The 25513-nt window shown below is 64.4% G+C and carries 26 protein-coding genes and 1 pseudogene; 11 read left to right on the forward strand and 16 right to left on the reverse strand.

All coding sequences use genetic code 11. The annotated features are described in order from the left end of the window. Window positions 1–734: transposase (locus ACYVL2_RS18260; RefSeq protein WP_460546003.1), on the forward strand; the 734-nt coding region annotated here is incomplete at its 5' end. Window positions 735–1015: 281 nt separating this feature from the next. On the opposite strand, the gene ACYVL2_RS18265 is transcribed toward ACYVL2_RS18260, so the two are convergent. Further along, window positions 1016–4318, reverse strand: a complete 3303-nt coding sequence (locus tag ACYVL2_RS18265) for a tetratricopeptide repeat protein (RefSeq protein WP_460546005.1) — start codon at window positions 4316–4318, stop codon at window positions 1016–1018. Between the two features lie 570 nt (window positions 4319–4888). Here ACYVL2_RS18265 and ACYVL2_RS18270 point away from each other — a divergent pair. Both ACYVL2_RS18270 and ACYVL2_RS18275 read left to right on the forward strand, forming a co-directional pair. Beyond that, window positions 4889–5296: a hypothetical protein gene (locus ACYVL2_RS18270; protein ID WP_460546007.1), complete on the forward strand. Its 408-nt coding sequence runs from the start codon at window positions 4889–4891 to the stop codon at window positions 5294–5296. Window positions 5297–5312: 16 nt separating this feature from the next. Beyond that, window positions 5313–6407 (forward strand): AlbA family DNA-binding domain-containing protein, encoded by a 1095-nt coding sequence (locus ACYVL2_RS18275; protein ID WP_460546010.1) that lies wholly within the window; start codon window positions 5313–5315, stop codon window positions 6405–6407. A 272-nt stretch (window positions 6408–6679) separates the two neighbouring features. On the opposite strand, the gene ACYVL2_RS18280 is transcribed toward ACYVL2_RS18275, so the two are convergent. The 3 genes from ACYVL2_RS18280 to ACYVL2_RS18290 all read right to left on the reverse strand — a co-directional run bounded on the left by ACYVL2_RS18280 (window position 6680) and on the right by ACYVL2_RS18290 (window position 8567). Further along, window positions 6680–7948 carry a hypothetical protein gene (locus ACYVL2_RS18280; RefSeq protein WP_460546012.1) on the reverse strand — a complete coding sequence of 423 codons (1269 nt, stop codon included), beginning with the start codon at window positions 7946–7948 and terminating at the stop codon, window positions 6680–6682. Between the two features lie 68 nt (window positions 7949–8016). After that, a complete protein-coding gene (locus ACYVL2_RS18285) occupies window positions 8017–8256 on the reverse strand; it encodes a hypothetical protein (RefSeq protein ID WP_460546014.1) in 240 nt (79 codons plus the stop codon). Window positions 8257–8267: 11 nt separating this feature from the next. Beyond that, window positions 8268–8567, reverse strand: coding sequence for a hypothetical protein (locus ACYVL2_RS18290; protein WP_460546015.1), 300 nt, complete (start codon window positions 8565–8567; stop codon window positions 8268–8270). Between the two features lie 141 nt (window positions 8568–8708). Here ACYVL2_RS18290 and ACYVL2_RS18295 point away from each other — a divergent pair, with 141 nt between their 5' ends. Beyond that, entirely contained in the window at window positions 8709–9017 is a 309-nt protein-coding gene (locus ACYVL2_RS18295; RefSeq protein WP_460546017.1) for a hypothetical protein, read from the forward strand. 23 nt (window positions 9018–9040) lie between these two features. On the opposite strand, the gene ACYVL2_RS18300 is transcribed toward ACYVL2_RS18295, so the two are convergent. Then, entirely contained in the window at window positions 9041–10078 is a 1038-nt protein-coding gene (locus tag ACYVL2_RS18300) for an IS1096 element passenger TnpR family protein (protein ID WP_460546019.1), read from the reverse strand. Between ACYVL2_RS18300 and ACYVL2_RS18305 the strand changes: the two genes are divergently transcribed. Together ACYVL2_RS18305 and ACYVL2_RS18310 are read left to right on the forward strand one after the other, a co-directional pair. Continuing rightward, window positions 9989–10300: a hypothetical protein gene (locus tag ACYVL2_RS18305; protein ID WP_460546088.1), complete on the forward strand. Its 312-nt coding sequence runs from the start codon at window positions 9989–9991 to the stop codon at window positions 10298–10300. The two genes, ACYVL2_RS18300 and ACYVL2_RS18305, sit on opposite strands and share 90 nt — an antisense overlap. A gap of 44 nt (window positions 10301–10344) precedes the next feature. Beyond that, entirely contained in the window at window positions 10345–11388 is a 1044-nt protein-coding gene (locus tag ACYVL2_RS18310; protein ID WP_460546021.1) for a helix-turn-helix transcriptional regulator, read from the forward strand. Window positions 11389–11490: 102 nt separating this feature from the next. Here ACYVL2_RS18310 and ACYVL2_RS18315 read toward each other — a convergent pair whose 3' ends face one another. The 5 genes from ACYVL2_RS18315 to ACYVL2_RS18335 all read right to left on the reverse strand — a co-directional run bounded on the left by ACYVL2_RS18315 (window position 11491) and on the right by ACYVL2_RS18335 (window position 14729). Then, a complete protein-coding gene (locus ACYVL2_RS18315) occupies window positions 11491–13164 on the reverse strand; it encodes a recombinase family protein (RefSeq protein WP_460546023.1) in 1674 nt (557 codons plus the stop codon). Between the two features lie 154 nt (window positions 13165–13318). After that, window positions 13319–13618 carry a helix-turn-helix domain-containing protein gene (locus ACYVL2_RS18320; RefSeq protein ID WP_460546025.1) on the reverse strand — a complete coding sequence of 100 codons (300 nt, stop codon included), beginning with the start codon at window positions 13616–13618 and terminating at the stop codon, window positions 13319–13321. Between the two features lie 136 nt (window positions 13619–13754). Further along, window positions 13755–14066 carry a DUF1048 domain-containing protein gene (locus ACYVL2_RS18325; protein ID WP_460546027.1) on the reverse strand — a complete coding sequence of 104 codons (312 nt, stop codon included), beginning with the start codon at window positions 14064–14066 and terminating at the stop codon, window positions 13755–13757. A gap of 1 nt (window position 14067) precedes the next feature. Beyond that, complete coding sequence (locus ACYVL2_RS18330; RefSeq protein WP_460546082.1) at window positions 14068–14424, reverse strand: DUF1048 domain-containing protein; 357 nt, start codon at window positions 14422–14424, stop codon at window positions 14068–14070. A gap of 2 nt (window positions 14425–14426) precedes the next feature. After that, complete coding sequence (locus tag ACYVL2_RS18335) at window positions 14427–14729, reverse strand: PadR family transcriptional regulator (RefSeq protein ID WP_460546029.1); 303 nt, start codon at window positions 14727–14729, stop codon at window positions 14427–14429. A gap of 163 nt (window positions 14730–14892) precedes the next feature. Between ACYVL2_RS18335 and ACYVL2_RS18340 the strand changes: the two are divergent. From ACYVL2_RS18340 to ACYVL2_RS18350, 3 genes and pseudogenes are all read left to right on the forward strand, one after another. Continuing rightward, window positions 14893–14994 (forward strand): annotated as a pseudogene (locus ACYVL2_RS18340) (ABC transporter permease); the annotation flags it as partial. 187 nt (window positions 14995–15181) lie between these two features. Further along, the gene (locus tag ACYVL2_RS18345; protein ID WP_460546031.1) at window positions 15182–15346 is read left to right on the forward strand and encodes a hypothetical protein; all 165 of its coding nucleotides are present in this window, start codon (window positions 15182–15184) and stop codon (window positions 15344–15346) included. A gap of 234 nt (window positions 15347–15580) precedes the next feature. After that, window positions 15581–16897 (forward strand): BNR-4 repeat-containing protein, encoded by a 1317-nt coding sequence (locus ACYVL2_RS18350; RefSeq protein ID WP_460546033.1) that lies wholly within the window; start codon window positions 15581–15583, stop codon window positions 16895–16897. 40 nt (window positions 16898–16937) lie between these two features. Here ACYVL2_RS18350 and ACYVL2_RS18355 read toward each other — a convergent pair whose 3' ends face one another. Beyond that, window positions 16938–17465 (reverse strand): GIY-YIG nuclease family protein, encoded by a 528-nt coding sequence (locus ACYVL2_RS18355; protein ID WP_460546035.1) that lies wholly within the window; start codon window positions 17463–17465, stop codon window positions 16938–16940. 122 nt (window positions 17466–17587) lie between these two features. Next, entirely contained in the window at window positions 17588–18958 is a 1371-nt protein-coding gene (locus tag ACYVL2_RS18360; protein WP_460546037.1) for an NAD(P)/FAD-dependent oxidoreductase, read from the reverse strand. 104 nt (window positions 18959–19062) lie between these two features. Between ACYVL2_RS18360 and ACYVL2_RS18365 the strand changes: the two genes are divergently transcribed. Then, on the forward strand, window positions 19063–19419 hold the full coding sequence (locus ACYVL2_RS18365) for an ArsR/SmtB family transcription factor (protein ID WP_460546040.1): 357 nt from the start codon (window positions 19063–19065) through the stop codon (window positions 19417–19419). Window positions 19420–19423: 4 nt separating this feature from the next. Here ACYVL2_RS18365 and ACYVL2_RS18370 read toward each other — a convergent pair whose 3' ends face one another. The 4 genes from ACYVL2_RS18370 to ACYVL2_RS18385 form a co-directional block, all read right to left on the reverse strand. Further along, window positions 19424–19846: a VOC family protein gene (locus ACYVL2_RS18370; protein ID WP_460546042.1), complete on the reverse strand. Its 423-nt coding sequence runs from the start codon at window positions 19844–19846 to the stop codon at window positions 19424–19426. Between the two features lie 95 nt (window positions 19847–19941). Beyond that, the gene (locus ACYVL2_RS18375) at window positions 19942–21252 is read right to left on the reverse strand and encodes a pectate lyase family protein (RefSeq protein ID WP_460546044.1); all 1311 of its coding nucleotides are present in this window, start codon (window positions 21250–21252) and stop codon (window positions 19942–19944) included. A 152-nt stretch (window positions 21253–21404) separates the two neighbouring features. Next, window positions 21405–21869, reverse strand: coding sequence for a peroxiredoxin (locus ACYVL2_RS18380; protein WP_460546046.1), 465 nt, complete (start codon window positions 21867–21869; stop codon window positions 21405–21407). Between the two features lie 65 nt (window positions 21870–21934). Beyond that, window positions 21935–22351, reverse strand: a complete 417-nt coding sequence (locus ACYVL2_RS18385) for a DUF3052 family protein (protein WP_460546048.1) — start codon at window positions 22349–22351, stop codon at window positions 21935–21937. Between the two features lie 405 nt (window positions 22352–22756). Here ACYVL2_RS18385 and aceE point away from each other — a divergent pair, with 405 nt between their 5' ends. Then, on the forward strand, window positions 22757–25489 hold the full coding sequence (gene aceE, locus ACYVL2_RS18390) for a pyruvate dehydrogenase (acetyl-transferring), homodimeric type (protein WP_460546050.1): 2733 nt from the start codon (window positions 22757–22759) through the stop codon (window positions 25487–25489). Window positions 25490–25513 lie beyond the last annotated feature (24 nt).

Raw genomic sequence — 25513 nt, forward strand, 5'->3', positions numbered from 1 at the left:
GAGCCAGCCATGCACTGCTGGAGCACTTCAGCTCACTGAACACCAGATGGCGACGGGTGTATTACACGGTCGGCTGGGCGATGCGGGCCACTGAGGAAGCCGCAATCGCTTCGCTGCCCGAGACCGCCTGGACCGAAGCGGTCCACACCGATGGCGACCTTCAGCACGGCTACGCCGTCGCCGAACTCACCGCCCTGGCCACCAGAACCGGCTGGCCCGCAGGTATGCGGCTGATCGCCCGCCGAGTCCGCCCTTCGCGACGCCAGATCAAGAACATGACCGACTTCGAGCGGGCCACCGGCTGGGTCTACTCGGTTCAGGCCACCAACATCGGCCACACCGGCATCGGCCGCCTGGCCGGAACCGGCACTATCCAGTTCCTCGACGTCCTCCACCGCCACCACGCGGTCGTCGAAGACCGAGTGCGCACCGACAAAGCCTGCGGCCTGCGGCTGCTGCCCTCCCAGTCCTGGGAGGTGAACGAGTCCTGGCTGCTGGCCGCGAACATGGCCGCCGACCTCGACACCTGGCTGAAGCTCCTGGGCCTGCGCGACCAAGCCGGCCTCGCCGACGCCGAGATCACCACCATGCGCCACCGCCTCTACGCCCTCCCCGCCAGGCTCGCCCACCACGCGCGAAAACGCACCCTCCGCCTCGCTGCCCACTGGCCCTGGGCAGCAGCCTTCGCCTTGTGCTGGAGGCGTATCGGCGCTATCGCACCCATACCGACCTGACCAAAGCCTCTATACCGCCAACCCGCCGCACGAGAGGAGCACCAGCGGCCGCTACCAGGCGAACGAGACCGCCTGGCGCCGCCGGCACGACATCCCGGCCCGACACCGCCTCAAACGGTCGAGGACAAACCGGGAGAACCCAGACCAGCACTCAAACCACACAGGACACAGACGAATCGAGGCTAAAGGAATGGCCTCGCGCCCATCATCGCGCAGCACAGCCAATGGAATAGCGGTAACTGATGGTGCCGCTGACTGAAATCTCCAGAAGATACTCAGAGTTAGTTTTGATGCCTAGCAACAATCTCAAAGGCCAATTGCCTGTACAACTGATCGAGATCAGAAACCAGGTATCTGAATATCATGGCAGCATCAGGCAATGCATAATTCTCAGTCAATTTCGACCAGACAAATTTGAATGTTGCTTCGACCACAGAATCAGCGAGATCTGGGACTGCGGTCACGATTTCTTCGATAACGGCTTTGCAGTGATAGGGCTTGGCTTCTTGTTCTACGAAGACCATCTCCGCGATACCTGCGAGCCATTTAACTTGGCCGGGAACAACAAACGTGGTCTTAATGCCCTCTACCGCGGCTGCAGCCCATATGGAAAGATCTTGGACTGTGGAACGAAAGAATGCTGTGCGGAAAATTTCAACGGCATTCTCAGAACTCTTCCATATTGCAGACCTACTCAGCATCAGCGCAATCACGCCGGGCCGCCAAATTGCCTCCTGGGCGATCTTGATCAATCGATCATGCTCGACTAGCACGTCAACGAACCTTTGTTTGATTAGTGACTCTTTCGCAGAAAATACTCGTTCCGCATCAATCCGGTTGGCATCTCTGGCAAAGTCCATGAGTGTGACACTACTAAAGCTCGCGACCCCCCGCCTGCGCAGCTCACGACGCAGTCCAAGATCATCGCACCAGACTATGCAGTCCTGATCAATAGCTGCATCCATCGTAATAAACCAAGGATGCCTAGCGTCGTAGATTTCACCCTGAAAATGTCTGATTTGCTCGTACGGAAGCCTACTCAACTGGTTTGCTATCTCGATCATCGTCGAGCATCGCTGCAATTTCTGAACCTTCGAATCTGGGTCAGTCTCGACATACATCGGTTCGCCAGAAACAGGCTCATGCACAAGATAACCGTCGGAGGGAGCCTGCAGCAGATCTCGACCAGCTTGAAGGTCCCGGAGAGCGGACTCAATTATAGAAACGCTCTCGACTTCGGCGATGAGATCATTTGAAATTTCGTGAATAACCGCAAGAGTATGAATAGCACTAATATCAATAAGGCAACTCTTCTGGGCAAGCTGATCTACTGCAGAACGATCAGATTCCACATCCGGCATCTCATACGAGCCCAGCAAGAAATACCGCTGATCGTTGTTCAAGAGCAGCGTAGAGTAAGGATCTCCAGTGAATTTCTGAAGTAGTCCCCAAGGAAACTCTTTTTCAGTAATCTCCTGCACTACCTTCTGCAAGATCTCATATCGAGCCCTCAGAGAATCCGTAAGCTGCTCAGGAAGTCCTTCTTCTTCGACGATCGAAACCCGGGAAACAATATCACTATTTGGGTATCTTACAAAGAAATCAGACCAGGCCCTGGTTAGTTTCATTCCGATTTCCTCGGGAAGGGCCGTCTCGTCTTGCTTCATAGTTACAGCCAAGAGCGCATGTGCGAATACAGCCTCGTCGTTCACAAATGAGTCAATTATGCCCAAAGCGATTTGCGCAATTTCAAGACTGCTGGCGTACCTTCTTCCTAGTTCCAACACCAGATGAGCACGTTCCGAGACATCTTTCGGATCCATCGAATCGCCTCGGGACAAAGTGCCCCACGCTAGTTCGGGTTGCCCCCTATAAAGCTGGACCCTAGCGATCGTCCAACGCGACTCTGAGTCCTTCGGATCATCTTCGAGCAATACCTTGCATGACTTTTCAACTCGAGCCCAGTCCTCTGCCAGAAATCCCACTACCACACTTCGCTGATGAAACGTCTGACGCCCAGGCCACAAGGTGCCATTCTCTGCAAGAGCGGTGTCGATCAGCTTGCAAGCTTCCACCCACTGTTCTTCCTTTACGAGTAGGTCGACCGCTTCAAGTAGGAGCTGCGGATCTTTCCAGAAACCGTACGCCTCCTTATATATCTCCACGCCTCTAGACCGGTCGCTCTCGGCAGCTACCTCGGCTCGCCGGACCGCAGCGATAATATGGACGTTCTGATACTTGCGGAGCTTTCGATCGAGGTTCGGTTCCGTTAGAGACATGATACGGTGCACGTCTTCAACATCTTTAATTGCATAAGGATACTTTGATCGCAGCTCATCTAGCACACTAGGAATGGTCACTCCTAGGAACGCCATTGCACGCATCGCGTAGATTCGGTCTGCAACAGACGTGGCGCAATCGAAGTAGTCACGCCATGCCTGTAGCGCACGCTCTTCATAGTTGGCACCCTGCGATGCACGTATGATTTCAGCATCTAGCCGCTTTCGCGTGATTTCGCTCGAAGCCTGATCTTTGATTCGTGCAGCCTCCTGAAGTCGACCTGTCATTGCTGCAGCCGTGCCAGCTAGGGCAATCACCCGATCATCTACGGCCTCAACAATAGTCGCCTCACCTTCAGGAGCAGGTTGGGACAATCTCCATGCGGTGTCAGGGTCTTTTGCTGCAATAGACGCTTCCATTGCCACGACAACCGCCTCTACACTATCTCCTCTCCAACTCCTTCGGATATTACGTGCCCTCAATGCATGACGACTGGCAGTAAACACATCCTGCCAATGGCTATCGCTCTGACCAATTGCAGCTCTGAAAAGCCTCAATTCGGCACTTAGTATCAGAATTCCAGAGCTTTCCTCCGCGGAACCTCTCGATTCAAGCACATCTATTGCCTCATCATACTTTTCCATCCCAGCCAAAGCATTATGGTGAATGTTTGCGATGGCGTCAGATTCCCATACGGATGGATTATGCCAGTCGATAACGGCATTGATAGCATCTTGCCACCGCTCTCCGATCAAATTTTCATATGCGATTAGAAGAGGGTAGGAAGGATTCAGTTTTCGTACTTCATCGCGTGCCGTTTTGGACGTTTCATCTTCTACACCAAATTCTTCACCCGCCAGCATGGCAACGCGAGTCATCCAATAGGTCTGGCCTGGAAGTCCATCTGCTATCGATTCAATAAGAATCTCTATCCCCTTTTGTACCTGACCGTACACTACAAGAAGCTCGGCTAGGATCAGCTTCCCAGCTGGAGTCAACTCAGATTTCCTCGCCGGCATTGCAATTGCCCATTCAGATGCCAGGTTCTGAGGGCTAACAGTCGCGTCGCCAAAAGAGGTGAGTACCCACCCATATTCCATGATCTCAGAGTCATAATGAGCCGAGATCTTTTGCACATATACCGGAAGACGGACTAGCGCATCCTCATATGCCGACGTACGACTCGACAGACGAAAAGATTCCTGCACGATTTCGTGCGTAAGAGTTTCTGTATCGGATGTTCGGTCTTCCTCTTGAATCTTTTTTCGGATGATCCACGCGACGATGGAGAGAGCTACTGACACGCAAATCAACCAGATTATGTTGACTCGAAACCAGTCCAGATACCCAGGCCACCTAGACATCGAGCTGATCGAATTTATTGCAAGTCCGATTCCGATCGTCGCAAGGAAGGCAGATCCAGCACCAACGAGAAGAGCCACTCTTCGTATTGCCTGTCGCGCCATCGCGAGTTCCTCCTCACCACTTGACATCGCTCGATATTTGGGCTTAATTAACAAATTGACGAATTACTGCAGATATGCCCAGGATGTCATAATTGTCGGAATTGAAATAGTTGATTCGTGAGAATCTAACAATACTTGAAAGTGCTCTTCCTCGGAACTATGCGGTCACCCGTCGTTCAGGGAGCCTTCTTTACCCGCCCTCCATTGCCACGAGTCCCTGCGATCTCCGACCGGCGCAGAACGCTGAAACCGTACTCGACCCCACCGACAACGGAGCGCCGAACAGGTACTGCCGACTCACGGCGAGGGCCAGCCCGTTTGCCTTAACCGCTGAGTGCTTCCCCGGCATAGTGACGGTGCGTTCGAGCCTCTGCGATACTCGATGCCGATTGGAGTCGGTGAAGTGACATGGGGCAACTGCTCTCGCTCGGGTTCGATGCGGGCGAGCGCGAGTTCTTCGCTCGAGCGCTCGAGGAGAGCGGCGGACCCGCCCACGTCACCGATGCGTTGGCCGTGTTTGTGGGGTTCACGGAGGCCGCCCATATGGTCAAACGCTGCAACGACATAGCAGACCAGGTTCGTTGCGACGGACGCATCGATATCGGCGATCTCAAGCGGAGCCAGCTCGCCTGCGAGATCCTGTTCGCCAGCCTGAAAGACTGTCGCGCATGGACGACTACACAGCTCTGCATCGCCACCTCGGCCTGCCGCGAGGCCCTGTCAACGACGACCTCCTGGACGCCGCAGTTGACGCTCACATCGAGGAGACCGATGACCTCGACTGGAAAGTCGTCCCGACTGATCACGAAAAGCTGAAGAAGTTCAAGTACGAATGCTTCCCGGAGGACGTGTCAGCGTTCGCGAACGCCGGCGGGGCACCCTCGTCTGGGGCGTCAATGAAAAGGACAGTGCTGCCCAGGATCGCAGCGATGCTTGCACCTTGACTGATGGCGACCTGCGCACGTTGCGGACCATCGCCGCCAACCGACTCCAACCCTCTGTCCTCAACTTGCGCATCCATAGGCTTCTGGACACTGCTAAGCGTGCCGTCATCATCGTGGTCCCGCCGAGCCTGGGCCGTCCGCACTTCATCCATAAGGATGAGCGCTACGCGGCCCGGCTCCGGGTTGGCGCTGGAAGCCGATGGATGACCGAACGGGAAATCGCCGAGGCGTATCGCAGGCGATTCTCTGAACAGCGTGACGCCGCTGCCGCGCTTGACTGGCTCTTCGAGGGCGCACAGGTCGACATTGCGTCGAATCAGCGTGCTTGGGCGTTCGCCGCTGCCAGACCCAGGCTGCCGATCGCGGCGCCGGCCGAGCTGAGCAAGGACGAGGTCCAGGCGATGATCAACAACGCCAAGGCGTCGACCGAGTCGATGCTGTGGCGTCCTGGAGCACAACCTCTCCATGGGGTGGACCATCTCAATCTCCGGCCTGGCTTTCGGCGTTGGACGGCAAGGGCGCGGTTGGCGCGGGATCCTTCCCGCTACACTTGGACGAGTGTGCACCAGGACGGGTCGGTCACGTTATCTGCCGCGCTTCACGGGAATCCCAGCCCTGCCGCGAGTAACGTGTACCAACTGGAACGATCCCAGGTGCCAACGGGCCAGATGGAAACGCTCGTGGCGAATCTTGTCTCGTTGATTGGGCAGGTTGGACCGCGGGTTGGCGCGATGGAGTACGAGGTTCGGATCGGTCTTGCCTGGCCTCAGAACTATCCATTGACGTTCATTCCGCTCGGAGAAGACTCTGATCTCCTAGACCTCACGAACGTCCCCAGGATCGAGCGTTTCGAGCCGGTTGAAGCCCTGATCGCCTTGGATACAGGACCTGACGACGTGCTGCAGCAGGTTCGTGACCTCGCTACCGACTGCTTCAACCAGGGTGGAGTGGAACATCTTGTGGCGCTGAAGAGAGCAGTTTGAACCGACACGTGAACACAGCCGGACATACAGGCGTTAACGTCTCATGACAGATGATTCAGGTTGGTTATTACTGTTTACCAGATCGAGAACGCCTCAAGGCTCGTCGCCGGAAGTGGAGGTGTCGGTGCCAGGTCAGGCGCCAGGACACTGAACTCGGCCATGAGCCGCACGCTCGATCTCGGCCCGTGCCGTAACCATCCTCCGCTCAAGGTCATCAATGTCGAAGTTGTCGCGGACTAATTGCGCTGTGCAGCAAGCGGCTCAGGCGGCGTTCACACACCTGCTTCTTTGGGGAGGAGATAAGTCCGTGGTGCCCAGATGAGCAAGCGCCACACGCTGCCGGGCTCGCCGGGGACGGCAAAATCCCCACTGTCGGCGTCAAAACTGCCGAGGCGGAACTGGAGGCGTTGCTCGCTGCCGTTGATCGTCGCAGTTGCGGTGACCCGGCAGGCGTGGGCCTGCTCGAAGGCGACGCTCTCCAGGTGCCATGCAGTCAGTTCGAGCGGTTCGAGGCAGTCCTTGACGTGCTGGATGTCCGCCGTCCTGGTGCCGGTCCCAACAGTGGCTGGGGGCATGAAGTGGGGGATCAGTCCCCAGCGTTGACGTTGCCAGGCATCCAGGAACGCGCTCGCGCGCTGGGCGGCGGCGTCGGTTTCGATGTCGGGGTCGCCGGCCGCGAGATGAGAGGGCTCGAATTGGGCCTCGTACTGCCGCTGATGCGCGAGGTTGCGCAGTTGTGACTGGATCTGGTCCCAGGTCGGTTCCGGGTCCGGTGGTTGTGCGGCGTTTTGGGTGGCGGTGGCCCGGTCCGCGACGGCGAACAGCAGATTCCAGGCTTTGGTGGCGACGACGACATTGTTGAAATTGACTACCATGCCGTGGACGATTCCATGGCGGAAGACCTCACGGACTTCCGTGTCGACGCGTTTCTTCTTGGAGGCTTTGAAGGTCGCCATGACGTGCGTGAGCCCTTGGTGGTGGCAGACCACGCTGTCCCATGCCGCCATCTCATCAGGCTCGCGGGCGTGCAGGCCCTTGCGCTCGGCCGGTTGGAAGTCGTTGACGAACCCGTCCATGACCGCGATCAGATGCAGGGTGCAGCTGTCGAAGACCCCATCGGCGTAATGCTTCCGGGCCCGCTCGATCTGCCCGAACCGGGCTTTAAGTGCCTCGTGTCGCCGCAGCGTGTTGGTCCACCAGTTCAGCGTCTCCCGGTCGCAGTAGAGTTCGATCAATCGCGCTTCGGCAGCCTCATCATCGACGGTCTCGTCCAGCAAGGTGCGGATCATGGCGGGGTTGAAAAGGTCGTGAAATACCCAGTTCCTCGGACCGAGGCGTGCGTAGAACGCATCGACCGTGGCCGTCAACTCCTCCATCTCGCGCCGGGCCTCGCGGGCTTCTGCCGCGACGGCGGGATCGAGGGGCATGCCCAGCGTCACTGCCGCCGCCAGTCCCCGCTCCAGTTCCTGGATGGAAGGCAGATCCTTCACCGACCCGTATCCGGAAGGAGCAGGATCCGTGCCTGATGCGTCGTCAGTCATGCCCCATGGTAAACGCCGACCCCGCACCTCTCGGTAGACAACGTGAACCATGTTTGCCATCTGGCGGATTACTCAGGGTTACTCGCCCGGTGATCCTCCCCAGGTAATTCCTCTGCGGTTTCCAAGTCGGAGGTGTCCAAACCGCGTTCGAGTGCTCGTTTGCGTGCCAAGCGGACGAGCAGATCGGCGATCCGGTGGATGTGGATCTGCTCGCGCCGCTCACCGGTGACCTTAATGTTCCGGTCCTTCTGCACCATCCCCGAACGTAGACGCGCATCAAAGTCAGGCTCGGCCGACACGCCTGCCACGGGAAATTCCCTCATCTCGATGCGCCGGCCAGCCGATAAACGGTCCGCAGGCTCATGCCGTACTGCTTCGCGAGCTGCCGCTTCGAGACACCGGCGCGAACCGCATCGAGCAGACGCTCGTACTCTTCCGGGCCGAGGCGGTCGCGGATTGCTCGGGGCTTGCCGTTGCGGCAGTCGCGTGCGAGTTGGGACAATTGAGGTACTGGTTCGTGCCAGTCTCGAGCGTCGATCGCCGCAACAAGCCGCCGCAGGCGTGCCAATAGGCCTTTGACCTGGGGTTTTGAGTTGTAGTAAGCGACTGAAAGGTCCACAACCGGACATTCAGGCAGTAACATCTCATCACAGATGGTCCGAGCTTGATAATCACTGGTTATGGCCAAAGTTCCGGGCTCGGAGGCGACCGTTCCAGGTGAGCTTGCGGTGCCTGCGGCGCGGCTCTCTACAATCCCAGGGTGGCCGAAGCCGACCTGGAGTCAATGATCGAGTCCGCGCTTGTCGACACCTGGAACCAGGACGAAGAGTTGAGCGCATGGCTTGCCGTGCTGGAGGACGAGGTCGGCCTCCCCTTCTCCACGAGCATTCTGGGCGTCGAGATAGCGGTGACCGGTCTCGGCCTGGGCGGGCCCGGCTGCATCGTGGCCGTGTGCAAGCGGGGACGGTACCGCCAGCGGGTGCCGTTGACCGATCTGCCGCTACCTGATCCGCCTCCGACCGGGGACAACTGGATCGCCGCCTACCGTCTGTGGAGCAGCCGTGTGTAGGCGCCAAGTGGAGGGTCGCGGTCTCACAGTTGCGCGAGAGCGGACGCTCCGAGTTCGGAGACTTGGTAGCGGCCCTGGCCAACGTGTTCGGCGATGCCGAGGTCGCAGATCTGGTCGAGCAGTGCTCGCGAGATGTCGTGCCGGTCGCCGAGGTCTTCGGGTCGCAGCGGGCTGTGGCTGGTGCGAAGTTTGTCGATCAAGGTCCTCGCGAGCAGTTTCGATCCGTGGTTGTCGAGCTCGTCGTGGTGGAACAGGCTGCGTTCGATCCTCCAGCCGAAGATCGAGTGCTCGGCTACGTCCCACCACAGTTCGACCGTCTCCCGGTCGTCGTCGAGCGCCTCGATCGCGGGTCCGGTGGCGGCGGTGGTGCCGACATCGATGAAGCCGGTCTTGAGCGCGATCTGCCACCAGCCGTCGAAGCGGGCGAGGTTGCGGGCCGAGTGGAAGTCCGGCCGGGGCGCGGGCAGACCGAGCGCCTCATGGGCTCCGGGCACCTCGTACCGTTTGAGGTAACCGGCGGGTGTCGCGGCCCGACCCGGGGCGGCCCACTGCGCCAGCGCCGCGAACGCCTTGATCACGGGAGTCAACCGGACGGCGGCAGCCAAGCGGGCGGTCTCGTCCTGCGTGAGCGGCCATTCGCCCTCGAGCTCGGGTTGGGCGGTCGGGACGAACTCGGCCAGGTCCAGTCCGGCCAGGTGCTTGTTGACTTCGTCGAGGTCGAACGGTCTCGCTTCGGAGCCGTCGTATTCGGGGAGGTTGGGGCCGGTCGCGGACAGGCACACCGGTCCGGTCCCCTTACCGATCCCGTCGACACTGATGCGGTGGTCCCACCAGGTGCCCATGTCGTAGACGTAGGCGAATCTCGCGCCCGGACGCGAAGCGAGCGCCGTGATCGGCGCGGTCTCGTCGTTGGCGACGTCGTCGAGCATCGGGTCACCCCATCGGCCTCTGCGGTTCTCGAAGAAGTACAGATGGTCGCCATCCCAGTCGAATACGATCTGGACAACCCGGTGCAGCAAGTGAAGCGAGGCGTCGGCGGGGACCTCGACAATCCGTTTCACGGCGGGGCGGACACGGTGCAGCTCGATGGCCAACCGGACAATTTGCCTCGGTTCCGTTCGAACTTGAGTCTGGCTGACGGCTTCGGCATTCGCAGGCATAGACGGAATCGTCTCAAACCCGCATGCACCGTCGGCATCCCCTGGCGCAGCTGGAGGGCCGCCATCGCCGCCATCGACTCCTGTCCGCTGCCGCGAACAACCACCCGCACCAGCCAGATCTAGCGCTTATTGAATGCTATGCTTGCGAGCACTCAATAAGCATTCAAATGGAGGTGCTCATGGTTTCAGCCGTCTCGGTCAAGTCACGCCGCGCCGAGCTGCGGCTCACGCAGCAAGAAGCCGCCCGGCGGGCGGACGTCTCGCTGGCTACCTGGCGGCGACTCGAGAACACCGTCACCGATGCCACCGGGCTCGAAGGCTTCCGTCCCGAGAACATCAAGGGCTTCGCACGAGCGTTGAAGCTCACCGTCGAAGAACTGCGCCGACTGGTGGCAGGCGACGACGGTGCTGCAACCGGCGGCAGCGACCCGTTCGGCCTGAGCGACACCGTGCGGCTGTTCAACAAGTCGTTCACCGGCGACCCGCTCACCCCTGCAGATGCGATGGCGCTGTCCGACACCGTCGTCTTCTCGGACTTCGCCCCGACCGTCGACGGCCGGATCCACCTCGAAAGCGGCATCCCCTACGGTCTCGCTTCGTACCTGAAGGGTGAGGCGACCATCCGCGACGTCGAATTGCTCTGCGACCTGCCTGAACTTGCCTTGACGCAGGTCAGCGACCACTGGCTGGTACGCATGGGTGAGCGCATCATGCGTGTGGGCAGCGAGCTGCACCAAGGACGGACACCACAGCCGGTCTGCCTCGCCGACGAGTATGCGTTGCTGCTCGTCATCCGCAATACCGAGCCACCGCAGATCGGCGACGTCCACGACATGTATCCGGGGCTGCTCGATGCCGAGGCGGTGTTCGGCTACGACCCTGACTTCGACGATCTTGAGGAGGATGAGGGTGAGGGCCGAATCGAGTGGATGGACCGAATGATCGGCGGCCTGCTGCCGCCCGATTCAAGCCACGACTTCCGCCGCTACGACCTCATGATCTTGGAAACCTTCGGGCAGGGCGTCTACGACCCCTCCGACCCGCGCCATCCGCTCCGCTGGTTCGACCGCGACGACCTTCGGGACCGATGCCAGTCGGAGCTGGAGTTCGTCAGGCTCTCGGAGGAGGAACAAGACGCCCGAACCCGCAAGGCACTGGAACGAATGTCCAAACTCATCGCTCCCGGGCCCTCAGACGAAGGCGACCAATGACACCCAATGGGATCCAGCAGGTCCATAGCCTCGGGCATGTTCAGGTCTCCCTTCTTGGTGGAGGACTCCCGATCGAGGAGGTGACAACATCAACAGGAACGGTCAGCACTTCAGCTTGCACACTGTTCCGGTCAGGTCGCGTCCTGACCGGCACCGACCGCGATTATCACTCGGTTCCCACGGCGACGCTTCCGCTGCGACTACGAGGAGATCGGCGAGCGCGTGCAGATCGAGTTGTTCACGGCGTGAGCCGCGTGCGCGGACCTGCCAGGTCTCGACTGGCTGGTACGGTGCGCGGTCGGCGGCGTCGATGGCGAGCTTGTCGAAACACACGGTCGCGAACGTCTTGCGCAGATCCTCAGAAAGCTGTTTGCACAGCTCGCGCGGCTCAGCGAACAGGCCGAGGAGCTTATCGATACGTTTGCGAAAGAGCTGGTCATCGGATGTGCGGTCCTGCGCGGCAGCGAGCCGCTGTTTGACCTTGTCACGTTCGACGTTGAGATGTTGGAGGCGTTCGGTGAGTTTCTCGGTGGGCCACCCGGGGCTGCCGAGCAGTTCGAGGCACTGATCTTCGAGCCGGTCGAGGCGGGTCAACTCGGACTCCAGTCGCTTGCGAAGCGTCGCACCGGCGGTTCGATGGTCGGCCAAAGCTCCGGCTACGAGCTGCGAGATCGCGGCCCGTTCGGTCGGATCGATGTTGAGGGCCGCGAAGTAAGCCTCGGCGGCGTCCTCGACCGCGGCGATCGGGATTCGAGGCAGGTCGCAGGAGCGATGCTGCAGGCCGGCGCAACGGTAGTAGAAGTAGAGGCGACCGCTGTGGCTGCGGGAGCACTCGAAGATCATCCGTCTCCGACAGCGACCACACCACAGCAGCCCTTTGAGGAAGTGATCCCATTTGCGGTCCCGAGTACCGCGACGTCGTTCGGCGAGCACACGCTGGACCCGGTCGAACAAGTCGACCTCGACCAGCGCCGGGTGCCTGCCCGGATGCTCCTGGCCACACCACAGGACATAACCCAGATAGGTGCGGTCCCGTAGCAGACTGGACAATTGCGATAGCGAGACCGCGGTTCCGGCTGGGCGGGCCTGGGTCGGGCGGGTCCGCAACCCAGCCTCGGTGAGCGCGTCCCGCAGCCGGTTCAGGGAGTACTGTCCGGCCGCGAACAGCCGGAACGCGGTCTCAATGAACGGCGCCCGATCCGGGTCGACCTCGATCGTGGCCGTGACACGGCCGTCAATGCGCTCGCGGACATTGCGATAGCCGAGCTTCGCCCGGCCCGGCGTGCCGCCGCGGGCCGCCTTGGCGCCCATCTTGAACGACACGTCCGCGCCGAGCTTGCGAGACTGGTACTCATTGACCCCGTCGAGAATGAGCGTGACCAGGTCGCCCTCCGGACCGACCTCGGACGGCTCCTGGGTTGAGAGCAGCTCCACGCCGAGCTTGCGGAACTCCTCCCGGGTGACCATGGCCTCGAAGGCGTTGCGGAAGGCCCGCGAGCGTGCGTACACCAACACCGCCTCGACGTCCTGGCGGTGCAAGACCCGCTCCAATAGCTCCCGGAACATCGGGCGGCGATCAATGGCGGTCCCCGAGCCGCCGGGCTCGGGATACTCGGCGACGATTTCGAGGCCATGCTCGGCCGCGTAGCGGTGGCAGGCCGCCTGCTGAGCCGCGATCGAGTCACCGTGCTCCTCTGCACTGGTCCCGGTCTGGGCCTGCCGCGTAGTGGAGACACGGTAGTAGGCGACCGCGCGACGCCGACCGCGCTCAGACATAGCGAGCATCCCTCCAAGTCTGATCTGACGACGACCGCATGCGGCCGAGCCCCGGCGCCTCGAGTCCACGCCGCCGGACGTGCATACACCTCAGTAACGACCCAGCCGCATCCGGAGGACCGACCTCCGAAGCACAACCCCCCGAAAGCGTGTCCTACTGCTGATCAGTCAGGAGCCGGTATACGCTCCGGAGACTGATCCCGTGTTGCTCCGCAAGCTGCCGCTTCGAGACGCCGGCGCGGACCGCTTCGAGGAGGCGCTCGTACTCGTCGGGAGCGAGGCGGTCGCGGATTGCTCGGGGCCTGCCGTTGCGGCACCCCTGCGCGAGTTGGGACAATTGAGGTACTGGTTCGTGCCAGTCTCGGGCGTCGATCGCCGTCACAAGCCACCGCAGGCGTGCCAATCGCCCTTTTACCTGGGGTTTTGAGTTGTAGTAAGCGACCGAAAGGTCCACTACCGAATAAGCCTGGGGCAGTCAGGCAGTTGTAGTCCATGTCCGGTCCAGTCTTGGTCATGACTGGTTATGACCAGGACGTAACGTCGCCGGAGCCAGCTGGAACGTGGGGCTGGTCGGGATCTCGCCCGTATCGTCAGGCCTTCTTGCGGATCGATTCCTGGTAGAGGTCGGCATACGTCGGCGAGTCGCCGATCAGGCCGTCGCAGAAGGCGGCGACATCGGGGCCGATCAATTCCGTGACGCCCTTGCCCGAGGCGGCTCCGCTCTCGAAAAAGTCGACGATCTCGGACAGCAGGTCGCCGTCGATCAACGACACCGGTCCGACCTTGAACAGATACTTCTGCATCTCCTCGTAGACGATTCGGTAGTCGGGCGGCAGCGCCTTGACTCGGGCCATGTGCGCCCGCCACTGCCGCTTGCCTTCGATGATGTCCCGGATGCTCATGTCAGCCTCCCAGCCGGTTCAGCTTGCGTGCGACGTTCCTGTTCAGCTGCTCGCGCCACCGGTCGCGGTAGTCCCTGGCACCGTGGTCGCCGGCCAGCGCCGCGCAGAAGGCGGGGATGTCCTCCCCCAGTGCCTCCTCTGCGCTCTGGCCGTCGGCTGCCGTCGTCTCCAGCAGTCCGAGGACTCCATCGACGATCGGGGTCAGGTTGCGCCCGGTGAAGTCACTGCGCGGCATCAGGTGGATCTTGATCTGCTCCCATGCCGGACGGTAGTCGTCGGGCAAGGCCGCGGCGCGGGCCTCGAACGCCTGCCAGTCTCTGGTCAGGTCGCTCCCGGTGATCCGCTCCCAGAAGTTCATGCTCATCCCTCCTTGAGTTCGTTGATGCGTGACGACAGGTAGTCCCATCTGGCCCAGAACGCCGCGAGCTCGCGAAGCCCTGCGTCGTTGAGCGCGTAGAACTTGCGCGGCGGGCCCTGCTCGGAGGGTCGTTTCGAGACGTCCACGAGCCCGCGCTTCTCCAGCCGCAGCAGGATGGTGTAGACCGTCCCCTCGGTGACGTCGGCGAAGCCGAGTTCGTTCAGCCGACGGGTGATGGCGTAGCCGTAGGTCTCTTCGGCGTCGATGAGCCTGAGGACACAGCCCTCCAGTGTGCCCTTCAGCATCTCGGTCAGTCCGTCCGTGATCTTGCCTCCCGCTTCATGGTTGCGCTACCTCCTCTCACGAGGTACTACTAGATCGTATCACAGAGTACTGAACGAAGGAGACGAACGATGACGACGTTGATCAAGACGGCGACCAGCGACCTCGACGACAAGCCAAGGCCCTCAGCCGCTCGGCGATATCTGTTTCGCCCTCGCCTGGTGCGTCGGCATCCTCGTCGTGGCGTACACGTTCGCGATAGTCCTCTACCGCCGAAAGATCGCCTGAAGCGATACGGGACCGAGCTCACGATCTGCCGGCGCGCGCCTCATGCGGGTGCGCGACACCGGCGGGGCCGACTGCGGAGACTGATGCCTGTACGCGCACCAGTATTGGAATAAGCGACCGAAAGGCCACCACGGGAAAATCGGTCTGATTTCGACCTTTTGCTCGAACGGCTGCCTACAATCGCGGTATGTGGACAGTTCTCTGGATTCTGATCATCGCCTGGGTGGTGCTTGCGGTCATCGGCTTCGCCATTGAGGGGCTCCTCTGGTTGGCCGTCATCGGCATCGTGCTTTTCATCGGCACCATCGTCTTCGGATTCATCAGGCGCCGGGCGGGCCGCAACTCGGCTTGACCTTCCGACCGCGAGCGTTCGTGCGATGGCTCGGACGCCTCGCACGCGGCCGGCCGCGCCCCCAGGCCCCGGCCGAGAACGCCGGGTTCGCGGCGGCGCTCCGACGCGGTGGCCCGTCGGAACTCTCGGCGGCGTTCCGGTACCGTCGACCCTCAGGCGCGCCTCTGCAAGCGCATACCTCACGCCTGACGACCGGCGCCGCGAGAACGCGCCGATGACGAAGGGATCTGCCCCATGTACGGGAACACCGCCGGAATGCCGCGCGTGGTCAACGACAACGGCGCGTGGTGCTGGTTTCAGGACGAGCGCGCGCTGGTCGACCCCGACTCGCAGACGCTGGTGGTCGGTTCGATCGCGGCCCCCGAAGGCCCCGGCGGGGCCTCGCGCTCGGGCAACGTCGAGCTGACGGTCGTCGACCTGCGCTCGGGCACGAGCGAGGTCGTGGTCCTGCACGAGCGCCTCGAGGCCGACGACCACGACGCTCCGGCGCTGTGGCGCCGCTCCGACGGCCGGTGGCTGGCCGTCTACACCAAGCACAAGACCGACAACCTCACACGGTGGCGGATCAGCGAGCCCGGCGACCCCACCCGGTGGGGCCCCGAGCGCACCTTCGACTGGAGCGATCTGACCGGCGGCCGCGGGGTCACCTACTCCAACCTCCACGCCATGGACGGCCGGCTGTACTGCTTCGCCCGGGCCGTCAACGACGACCAGTGCGCGCTGGTCTCGGACGACGACGGCGACACCTGGGCCTACGCCGGCAAGCTGTTCACCCGCCCCAAGGTCGGCTACGTCAACGGCTACACCCGCTACGTCTCCGGCGGCGGCCGGATCGACCTGGTCACCACCGACCACCACCCCCGCGACTTCGACAACTCGATCTACCACGGCTACCTGGAGGCCGGCACGCTTCACCGCAGCGATGGCACCGTCCTCGATCCCGCCGCCCTGGACGGCGAGGCGCCGTCGCAGGCCGACCTCACCACCGTCCTGGCCGGCAGCTCCGAGTGGGGCGGCGCGTGGATGACGCACTGCTGGACCACCGACATCCGCCGCGCCGCCGACGGCACCGTCGCCGCGGTCCTCACCGCTCGCGCCGTCGACGCCCCGGCCGCGGCAGAGGAGCCGGTCGACGGCGAGCGGCCGGTGCCGGACCTCCGGTTCTTCTACGCCCGTCTGGCCCCCGGCGGCCGGTGGAGCGTGCACCAGCTCGCCGAGGCCGGTCCCGGACTGCTCCCCCACGAGCAGGACTACACGGGACTGGTCGCGATCGACCCCTACGACCTGGACTCGGTCTACGCCTCCACGCCCATCGACCCTCGCGACGGGACCTGGCTGGAGCGCTGGGAGATCTTCCACGCCCGCACCGGCGACGGCGGATCGACCTGGCGGTGGGACCCGGTCACCGAAGACTCCGAAGTCGACAACCTGCGGCCCATCGTCGCCCCCGGCGACCCCGGGCGCGTTCCGCTGCTGTGGTTCCGCGGCTCGATGACCGCCTCCCAGCACTACGACTGCGAAGTCGTCCTCAAGGACATGCCGCGTTCGTGACCGGCCCCGGTCCTCGAGGCGCCGCGGCCGACGTCGGCTCCTAAGCGGTGGGGCGCGGACCCGCGCTTGCGCGATAGGCGGCGCGGGCCCGCGCGACGCGGTCATAGGCGGGCCCGGGTTCGGCCTCGGCGAGATTGAGCGGCGGATGCAACCGGGTGATCAGTCGCGTCTCCAGCCTCCCTGGCTCAGCGTGCTCGATCCAGTTCAGCAGCAGGTTCCGGCGGATCCACGCGGTCAGGCGGATCTCGTCGGCCGACTCCAGCACGACCCGGTCGGTCCACTTCGTCGTGAAGCGCTCGGATTCCAGCAGCAGTCCCGCGAGCGTCCGGCGGAACGTGGAGCTCCCCGAGCGTCGGAGGTGGTCGCCGGTGATCCTCCCGCGCAGATTCCCGGCGATGCCGATGTAGAGCAGCCGCACCGACGGGTCGGCCGGGTGGGACGGTCCGGGCAGGTCGTCGAAGACCTCCATGGGGGCCCACCAGGCGTAGAGGCCGGAGGCCGCGGGCAGCGAGGCGGCGGCCGCGTCGACCGGCACGGGCCTCGCCGCGAGAGGGCCGTCACTGTCCATCTCGGAACCATACCAACGCTCTCGGTCTCCGGCATCGGTCGCTCCGCCGTGCGGCGAGAACGTCCGCGGGCCCCGGCGCGGACGGCACCGGGGCCCGCGGTCGTCGTCGCGGTGCCGGCGGTCTAGCCGCAGCAGCCGCCGGACTGCGGCGGCTCGACGCGTTCGCCGGCGCGCCCGTGCAGGACTCCGGTGGCGAGGCCGCGCGTGGCGGTGCTCGCGACCGCGGCGTCGGTCGAGCACACCCCGGTCTCCGGCAGCTCGAGCTCGACGCTGTCGGCGGCCTCGCGGTCGCCGGCCAGCGCGGCGGCGATCGAGCGGACCTGCTCGTATCCGGTGGCCAGCAGGAACGTCGGCGCTCGGCCGTAGCTCTTGCCGCCGGCGATGTAGAAGCCGTCGTCCGGGTGCGCCAGGTCCTTCTCGCCGTGCGGCGGGACGGTGCCGCAGGAGTGGAAGTTCGGGTCGATCAGCGGCGCCAGGTTGGAGGGGGCCTCGACGACCGGGTCCAGGGCCAGTCGGACTTCGCGGAGCATGGACAGGTCGGGGCGGAATCCGGTGGCGCCGGCGATCTGGTCGACGTCGAGCTTGATCGACTCGTCTCCCGCGCGTCCCACTACGGTGACCGAGCCGTCCTCGGCTGGGACGAACTGGTCGATGGCGAATTCGGTGATCAGTTCGATCGATTCGGACTCGACCAGTGCTTTCAGGCGGACGCCCAGCGCGCCGCGGGCGGGCAGGGCGTCGGATTCGCCGCCGCCGTAGAGGCGTGCGGGCGAGGCGCCGCGGACGGCCCAGGTGATGCGTGTTCGGGGTTCGGTCTCGGCCAGTTCGGCGAGGGCGAGCAGGGTGTTCGCCGCGGAGTGGCCCATGCCGACGACGAGTGCGCGGCGGCCGGCGAAGCGGTCGCGGTCGGCGCCGAGCACGTCCGGCAGCGGCCCGGCGGCCCAGTCGGCGGCTGGTGCTTCGCCGGGGGCGGCGAGGCCGTGGGCTCCCAGGGGGTTCGGGTGGCCCCAGGTGCCCGAGGCGTCGATGACCGCGTCGGCGGTCACGTCGGCGTATTCGCCGCCGGCGGTGCGGGTCCGCAGCAGGTAGGGCCGGTCGTCGCGGTCGATGGTGCGGGTCTTGTCGGCTCCGGCGCGGGTCACGGCGACCACGCGGGTGTCGAAGCGCAGGTGCGGTTTCAGCGGCGGGGCGTCGGCGAGCGGCGCGAGGTAGTCGTCCACCAGTTCGCGGCCGGTCGGCAGCGAGTCGGGGTCGGGTTCGGTCCACTCGGTCGTCTCGAGCAGGCGCCTCGCGGCGGGGTCGATGTCGTATCGCCATGGGGAGAACAGCTGGACGTGGCCCCATTCGGCGATCGCGGCGCCGGGCGCGGGTCCGGCTTCGAGGACGATCGGGGTGAGGCCGCGTTCGAGGAGGTGGGCGGCGGCGGCGAGGCCTACCGGTCCGGCTCCGATGACGGCGACGGTCTCGGCGTTGCGCTGTGCGGATTCGGTCATGGTCTGCTCCTGGTCTCGGGATCGCTGCGAACGCGATCGCATCAACGGAGCCAATTATTACCAGCGAATGCTGTTGATAGCAAGTGCCGTGGTTTACTTGATGCATGAACCGCTTGATCGAGGCCGCGCCCTCCGATGTCGCCGACGAATCCGACGCGTCGGTCGTCACCCGTGCCCGCGGCCTCGCGCCCCAGTTCAAAGCCCTCGCCGACGAGAACCGCCTCGCGATCGTGCTGCTGCTCTCCGAGCGCCCGCGCACCGTCCGGGAGCTGACCGACGCCACCGGCCTGGCCCAGACGCTGGTGAGCCACCACTTGGCGCCGCTGCGCGAGCTCGGTCTGGTCACCGTCACGCCCAAAGGCCGCAGCAACGTCTATTCGCTGTGCTGCGAGGCCTTCTCCGAACCGATGCGCACCCTCGCCGGGCTCTCCAACCCCGTCGACGACGGCTGCGAGTGCTGAACGCTCACTGATCGGCCGGAGCCGCGGTGAACAGGCAGAAGGGGTGCCCGGCCGGGTCGAACAGGACCCGCACCGACTCCTGAGGCTGCACGCACGCCAGGGCCGCCCCGCCTTTGATGGCGTGCTCGAGCGCGGTCTCCATGTCCTCGACCTCGATGTCGAGGTGCTGCGTGGCGTTCTGCGAACCGGCCTCGGCCGGCCAGACCGGCGGGCGCCATTCCCGCTCGTACTCGAAGTTGAGGGTCGGCTCGCCGCTGCCTTCGGGGGCGCGGATCTGAGCCCAGCCGGCGTTGCCCGGCTCGCCCGGGCCGGCCTTCTCCTCGACCGTCACCGGCCGGTCCAAAAGATGCGAATAGAACGCGGCCAGACCGCGCGGGTCGGGCGCGGTGAGGGTCACCGAGGTCGTTCGCAGGCGCGGCCCGTTCATTCTCATGAGGATATCGCCGGTGCGGCGTCGGCGGGCCGCTTGCGGCGGAGACGTGGCCGGGCGAGTGCCTCGCCCGGCCACGCAGGGAGTGGAATCTAGTCGAGGTTGCCGGCCCCGGCCCTGGCCTTCACCAGGCCGGGCACCGCCTGGGTCGGGTGGATCTTGCCGTGCAGCTCGGGGAACTCGTCGAGCTCGTCGGTCATGGCGTCCTCGGGGTAGGCCTCGTTGAAGGCCTCCAGCAGGTCGACCCACTGGCCGTTGAACATGGTGCCCTCGATGTGGACGGCGTCGCCGCCCCAGTTGCGCAGCGCGTCCTCGGGGGCCACCGACGGCATGTCGAAGGCGTTGTTCTCGGCGTAGACGTCCGAGTGGACGCCCGAGCCGATCGAGTAGTAGTACGGGTACGACGAGGCCTCGTCGTAGGTGTAGTAGTTGTTGTAGACGTGGTTCTGCCCGTACCGGGTCCGCGGGGCGCGCTGGCCGACGTTCTCGAACCAGTTGTGGTGGATGGTGACCCGCAGCTTGTCCCACTCGTCGTAGCGGTCCGAGTTGGTGTTGCCGATGAGCATCGTCTTGTCGTGGTTCTGGATGTGGTTCCAGGACAGGGTGACCAGGTCCGAGCCGCGCACCACGTCGAGGGCGCCGTCGTGGACCTCCACTCGGGCGCCCCAGATCACCGGCTGCTCGTAGTCCCGGGTCCGGCCGTCGGTGATGGTGAGGTGGTCGAGCCACACGTGCGTGGAGCCGGTGACCTCGAAGTTGTCGAACTGGGCGTCCCAGGAGTCGCCTTCCCAGCTGGGGAAGCAGTCGTAGGCGTCGTGGACTCCGAGGTTGCGGACGATGACGTTGTCAACACCGTTGAGGTAGAAGTACCCGTGGGTGGTCGAGGCGTCGCCGAGGCCGACGATCGTGGTGTTGTCGCCGGGCGCGATCCGGATGTGGTTCTTGTAGGCGTCGTAGGAGCGTTTGCGCGCGTCCTCGACCGGGCCGGAGGCCTCGTTCCAGCCCCAGACGGCCGGGTCGTACGTCTCGAGGTACAGCTCCCAGCTGTACTCGGGGTCGTTGAAGTCCTCGCAGGTGAGCTCGTTGCCGTCGGCGTCGGTGCGGGCGTCGAGGTGGCCTTCCACCTGGACGATCTTGGGCTGGTCGCCCTTGACGGCCTCCTGGAGCTCGGCCCAGGTGTCGACCGTGAAGACGTTCTCGTCGGTGGCCGCGGCGCCGCCGGTGGTGCCGCCCTCCGCGGCGGCCCAGCCGTCGTTCGCGGCAAGCGTCTGCCGCCCGAGGTCGTCACCGTCGTCGTGATGCGGGGTCTTGGCCTCGGCCGTGACCGCCAAGGCGGTCGCGGTCACCGCCGCGGCGGTGACCGCCGCGCCGGCCGCGAGGAGTCGTCGTGCAGGAGCGTTCATCGTCGAATGCGTCCTTTCGGGGGTTGACTTGGCAAACGGTTGTGCAACCGATTGCATCAGCTTCGCCGATCCATCTGGAGATGTCAATGTCTCAGCGCATGAAAAAGCCGCCGGGAGTCTCCCGGCGGCTTTTCACAGGTGGTATGTCCGGCTTATCCGGTCAGATCGGCCAGCGCCTTCCGCCAGGCGGACTGGTCGCGGGCCTCGCCGGGCGGGTTCATCTCGCTGAAGCGCACCACGCCGCCGGAGTCGATGACGAAGGTGCCGCGGTCGGCCATGCCCTTCTCATCGTTGAACACGCCGTAGGCCTGCGCCACGGCGCCGTGCGGCCAGAAGTCGCTCAGCAGGGGGAACTCGAAGCCCTCGCGCCGGGCCCAGACCTTCTGGGCGAAGGGCGAGTCGATCGAGACGCCGAGGACCTGGACGTCCTCGGTCTGGTAGGACTCGAGGTTGTCGCGGATCCCGCACAGCTCGCCCTCGCACACGCCGGAGAACGCGAACGGGTAGAACACGAGCAGGACGTGCTTCTCGCCGCGGAAGTCCGCCAGGGAGACCTCCTGCATGTTCTGGTCCTTCAGCGTGAAATCGGGAGCCGCGGTTCCCGGCTGGATCGGCATCGGCGCTCCTTGCTGACACGGGCCCCGGGGGGCGGGTGCCCTGGGTGATCGCTGCCGGCACGACGTTAGCGCCGTGCGACGACCATCCGCGAGGCGACCCAGTCGGGGGAGATGTTGAGCGTCTTGGTGGACTGCAGTCCCGCCAGCGCCGCCGACTCCTGGATGGTGACCGGATCGATGTGCCCGTCACGGCCCGCCTTGGGGGTCAGCAGCCACACCGTTCCGCCGTCGGCGAGCGGGTCGCGCGCGTCCAGCAGAAGATCGACCAGGTCGCCGTCCTCCTCGCGGCACCACAGCAGGACGGCGTCGACGATCTCGTCGGAGTCCTCGCCGAGCAGTTCGCCTTTCGCCTCCACCACCGCGGCGCGAAAGGTCGCGTCGACATCGGTGTCGAAGCCGATCTCCATGACGGCGTCGACACCGTCGAGTCCGAGTCGTTGAGCCACGCTGCCGGCGTCCACCGGGCTGCCCGGAGCGTTCACGTCGTCGCCTCCATCTGTGTGCCTCCTATCTGAGCTTGTGCACAGCATATGAAGTAGAGCATATGAGGTGCAGCATATGGGTCGCTTGCGCGCCTATGAGGGCGGCTCGGAATAGTGCCGGGCCCGGATGGCCCCGAGCGCAACGCCGCCTTGCGGCGAGGTGAGCATACGTTCACAGGGTTGTGATCTGGACTGCCCGGGCCCGCCGAGCGATGGCGCTGGTGAACGGCGTGCGAGGTGGCACGGAGTGTGTGCGCGGTCGCTTCAGGGCGGGTGTCCGGTTGAGGGGCGCGGTAGATTCGGGGGAGGATGGTAGAAATCGATAACACTCTGCCCACATGGCGAAGTCGGCCAGCCAGACCTGGCGACGCCGGCGACGAGCAGTCTAAGAACGAGGGATCGCCCGTGACCACGGAACAGAACCGGCCGCCCATCAGTGACGGATTGCCGACCCAAGTACCGGACACTGACCCCGATGAGACCAGCGAATGGCTCGAGTCTCTCGACGGCCTCCTTGACAGCGGCGGACGGACCCGTGCCCGTTTCGTCGTGCAGCGGCTGCTCGAGCACGCGCGCAAACGGCAGATCGCCGTGCCGGCGTCCACGAGCACCGACTACGTCAACACCATTCCGGTCGAGGACGAGCCGCACTATCCCGGCGACGAGGAGATCGAGCACCGCATCCGCGCGTTCGTGCGCTGGAACGCGGCGATGACGGTGCACCGGGCCCAGCGTCCGGGGATCGGCGTCGGCGGCCACATCTCCACCTACGCCTCGGCGGCGAACCTCTACGAGGTCGGCTACAACCACTTCTTCCGGGGACGGAACCACCCCGGCGGCGGCGACCAGGTGTTCTTCCAGGGCCATGCCTCCCCCGGCATGTACGCGCGATCCTTCATCGAGGGACGCCTCACCGCCGACCAGCTCGACGGCTTCCGCCAGGAGGTCTCGCGGCCGCAGGGCGGCCTGCCGTCCTACCCGCACCCGCGGCTGATGCCGGACTACTGGCAGTTCCCGACCGTGTCGATGGGCCTGGGCCCGATCAACGCGATCTACCAGGCGATGTTCAACCGCTACATGCTCGACCGCGGCATCAAGGACACCTCGCAGCAGCACGTGTGGGCGTTCCTCGGCGACGGCGAGATGGACGAGGTCGAATCGCGAGGCGCGCTCCAGTTCGCCGCCGGCGCCGAGCTCGACAACCTGACCTTCGTCATCAACTGCAACCTGCAGCGCCTCGACGGCCCGGTCCGCGGCAACGGCAAGATCGTCCAGGAGCTGGAGGCCTACTTCCGCGGCGCCGGCTGGAACGTCGTCAAGGTCATCTGGGGTCGCGAATGGGACCCGCTCCTGGCGGCCGACTCCGACGGCGCGCTGGTGAACCTCATGAACACCACGCCCGACGGCGACTTCCAGACCTTCAAGGCCGAGAACGGCGCGTTCGTGCGCGAGCACTTCTTCGGCCGCGACACGCGCACCAAGGCGATGGTCCAGAACCTCTCGGACGACCAGATCTGGGACCTGCGCCGCGGCGGCCACGACGACCGCAAGATCTTCGCCGCCTATAAGGCCGCCATGGAGCACGAGGGCCAGCCGACGGTCATCCTCGCGCACACCATCAAGGGCTACCGGCTCGGTTCGGCGTTCGAGGGCCGCAATGCGACCCACCAGATGAAGAAGCTGACGCTCGACGACCTCAAGGGCTTCCGCGACTCCCTCGAACTGCCCATCCCCGACTCGCAGCTCGAACAGGACCCGTACCTGCCGCCGTACCTCACGCCCGAGGAGGGCAGCGACGAGGCCGAGTACCTCCGCGAGCGCCTCTCGGCGCTCGGCGGATCGATCCCCTCGCGCAACAACAAGGTCGTCCCGATGAACCTGCCGGCCGAGGACGCCTACAAGTCGGTCAAGCGCGGCTCGGGCAAGCAGAAGGTCGCCACCACCATGGCGCTGGTGCGGCTGCTCAAGGACCTCATGAAGGACAAGGAGATCGGCAAGCGCTGGGTGCCGATCATCCCCGACGAGGCCCGCACCTTCGGCATGGACGCGATGTTCCCGACCGCCAAGATCTACTCCCCGCAGGGGCAGCAGTACCTGTCGGTCGACCGCGACCTGTTCCTGTCGTACAAGGAGTCCGAGCAGGGGCAGCTGCTGCACCTGGGCATCAACGAGGCCGGTTCGATGGCCGCGTTCACCGCCGCCGGCACCTCGTACGACACGCTCGGCGAGCCGATGATCCCGTTCTACATCTTCTACTCGATGTTCGGGTTCCAGCGGACCGCCGACGCGATCTGGGCGGCCGCCGACCAGCTCAGCAACGGCTTCCTCATCGGCGCCACCGCCGGACGCACCACGCTCAACGGCGAGGGGCTCCAGCACGAGGACGGCCACTCGATCCTCATGGCCCACACCAACCCCGCGGTGCTGTCCTACGACCCGGCGTTCGGCTACGAGATCGGCCACATCGTCAAGGACGGCCTGCGCCGCATGTACGGCGACGGCGAGCACGTCTTCTACTACCTGACGGTCTACAACGAGCCGATCATCCAGCCGGCCGAACCCGAAGGCGTCGACGTCGAAGGCATCCTCAAGGGCCTCCACAAGGTCGCCTCCGGGGAAGGCGGCGGCCCGCGCGTCCAGCTGCTGGCCTCCGGTTCGGGGATGCCGTGGGCGCAGAAGGCCGCCGAGCTGCTCGCCTCCGACTGGGGCGTGGCCGCCGACCTGTGGTCGGTCACCTCGTGGTCCGAGCTCAACCGCGACGCGGTCGAGGCCGAGAAGCACAACCTGCGCCATCCCGAGGCCGAGAAGCGCGTCCCGTACGTGACCGAGAAGCTCTCCGGATCCGAGGGCCCGTTCGTGGCCGTCAGCGACTACATGCGGTCGGTGCCCGACCTCATCAGCCGCTGGGTGCCGGGCGACTACACCTCGCTGGGCACCGACGGCTTCGGCCACTCCGACACCCGCGGGGCCCTGCGCCGCCACTTCAACGTGGACGGCGAGTCGGTCGCGGTCGCCGCCCTCCAGCAGCTCGCCGCCCGCGGCGAGGTCAAGCCGGAACTGGCCGCCCAGGCCGCGGCCAAGTACCAGATCACCGACCCCACCGCCGCCGAAGCCGGAGAAGCGGGCGGCGACTCCTAGCGACACGTGAACGGGCCCCGCAGC

The sequence above is a fragment of the Glycomyces halotolerans genome (assembly GCF_054779575.1).

Coding starts and splice junctions, on each gene's coding strand:
- ACYVL2_RS18355 (WP_460546035.1), bottom strand. CDS start 17,465: ATGGACAGTGACGGCCCTCTCGCGGCGAGGCCCGTGCCGGTCGACGCG.
- ACYVL2_RS18375 (WP_460546044.1), bottom strand. CDS start 21,252: ATGAACGCTCCTGCACGACGACTCCTCGCGGCCGGCGCGGCGGTCACC.
- ACYVL2_RS18305 (WP_460546088.1), top strand. CDS start 9,989: ATGGTCGCCATCCCAGTCGAATACGATCTGGACAACCCGGTGCAGCAA.
- ACYVL2_RS18275 (WP_460546010.1), top strand. CDS start 5,313: ATGCTTCCCGGAGGACGTGTCAGCGTTCGCGAACGCCGGCGGGGCACC.
- ACYVL2_RS18270 (WP_460546007.1), top strand. CDS start 4,889: ATGGGGCAACTGCTCTCGCTCGGGTTCGATGCGGGCGAGCGCGAGTTC.
- ACYVL2_RS18365 (WP_460546040.1), top strand. CDS start 19,063: ATGAACCGCTTGATCGAGGCCGCGCCCTCCGATGTCGCCGACGAATCC.
- ACYVL2_RS18280 (WP_460546012.1), bottom strand. CDS start 7,948: ATGACTGACGACGCATCAGGCACGGATCCTGCTCCTTCCGGATACGGG.
- ACYVL2_RS18330 (WP_460546082.1), bottom strand. CDS start 14,424: ATGAACTTCTGGGAGCGGATCACCGGGAGCGACCTGACCAGAGACTGG.
- ACYVL2_RS18345 (WP_460546031.1), top strand. CDS start 15,182: ATGTGGACAGTTCTCTGGATTCTGATCATCGCCTGGGTGGTGCTTGCG.
- ACYVL2_RS18380 (WP_460546046.1), bottom strand. CDS start 21,869: ATGCCGATCCAGCCGGGAACCGCGGCTCCCGATTTCACGCTGAAGGAC.
- ACYVL2_RS18370 (WP_460546042.1), bottom strand. CDS start 19,846: ATGAACGGGCCGCGCCTGCGAACGACCTCGGTGACCCTCACCGCGCCC.
- ACYVL2_RS18360 (WP_460546037.1), bottom strand. CDS start 18,958: ATGACCGAATCCGCACAGCGCAACGCCGAGACCGTCGCCGTCATCGGA.
- ACYVL2_RS18325 (WP_460546027.1), bottom strand. CDS start 14,066: ATGAGCATCCGGGACATCATCGAAGGCAAGCGGCAGTGGCGGGCGCAC.
- ACYVL2_RS18335 (WP_460546029.1), bottom strand. CDS start 14,729: ATGCTGAAGGGCACACTGGAGGGCTGTGTCCTCAGGCTCATCGACGCC.
- ACYVL2_RS18310 (WP_460546021.1), top strand. CDS start 10,345: ATGGAGGTGCTCATGGTTTCAGCCGTCTCGGTCAAGTCACGCCGCGCC.
- ACYVL2_RS18315 (WP_460546023.1), bottom strand. CDS start 13,164: ATGTCTGAGCGCGGTCGGCGTCGCGCGGTCGCCTACTACCGTGTCTCC.
- ACYVL2_RS18350 (WP_460546033.1), top strand. CDS start 15,581: ATGTACGGGAACACCGCCGGAATGCCGCGCGTGGTCAACGACAACGGC.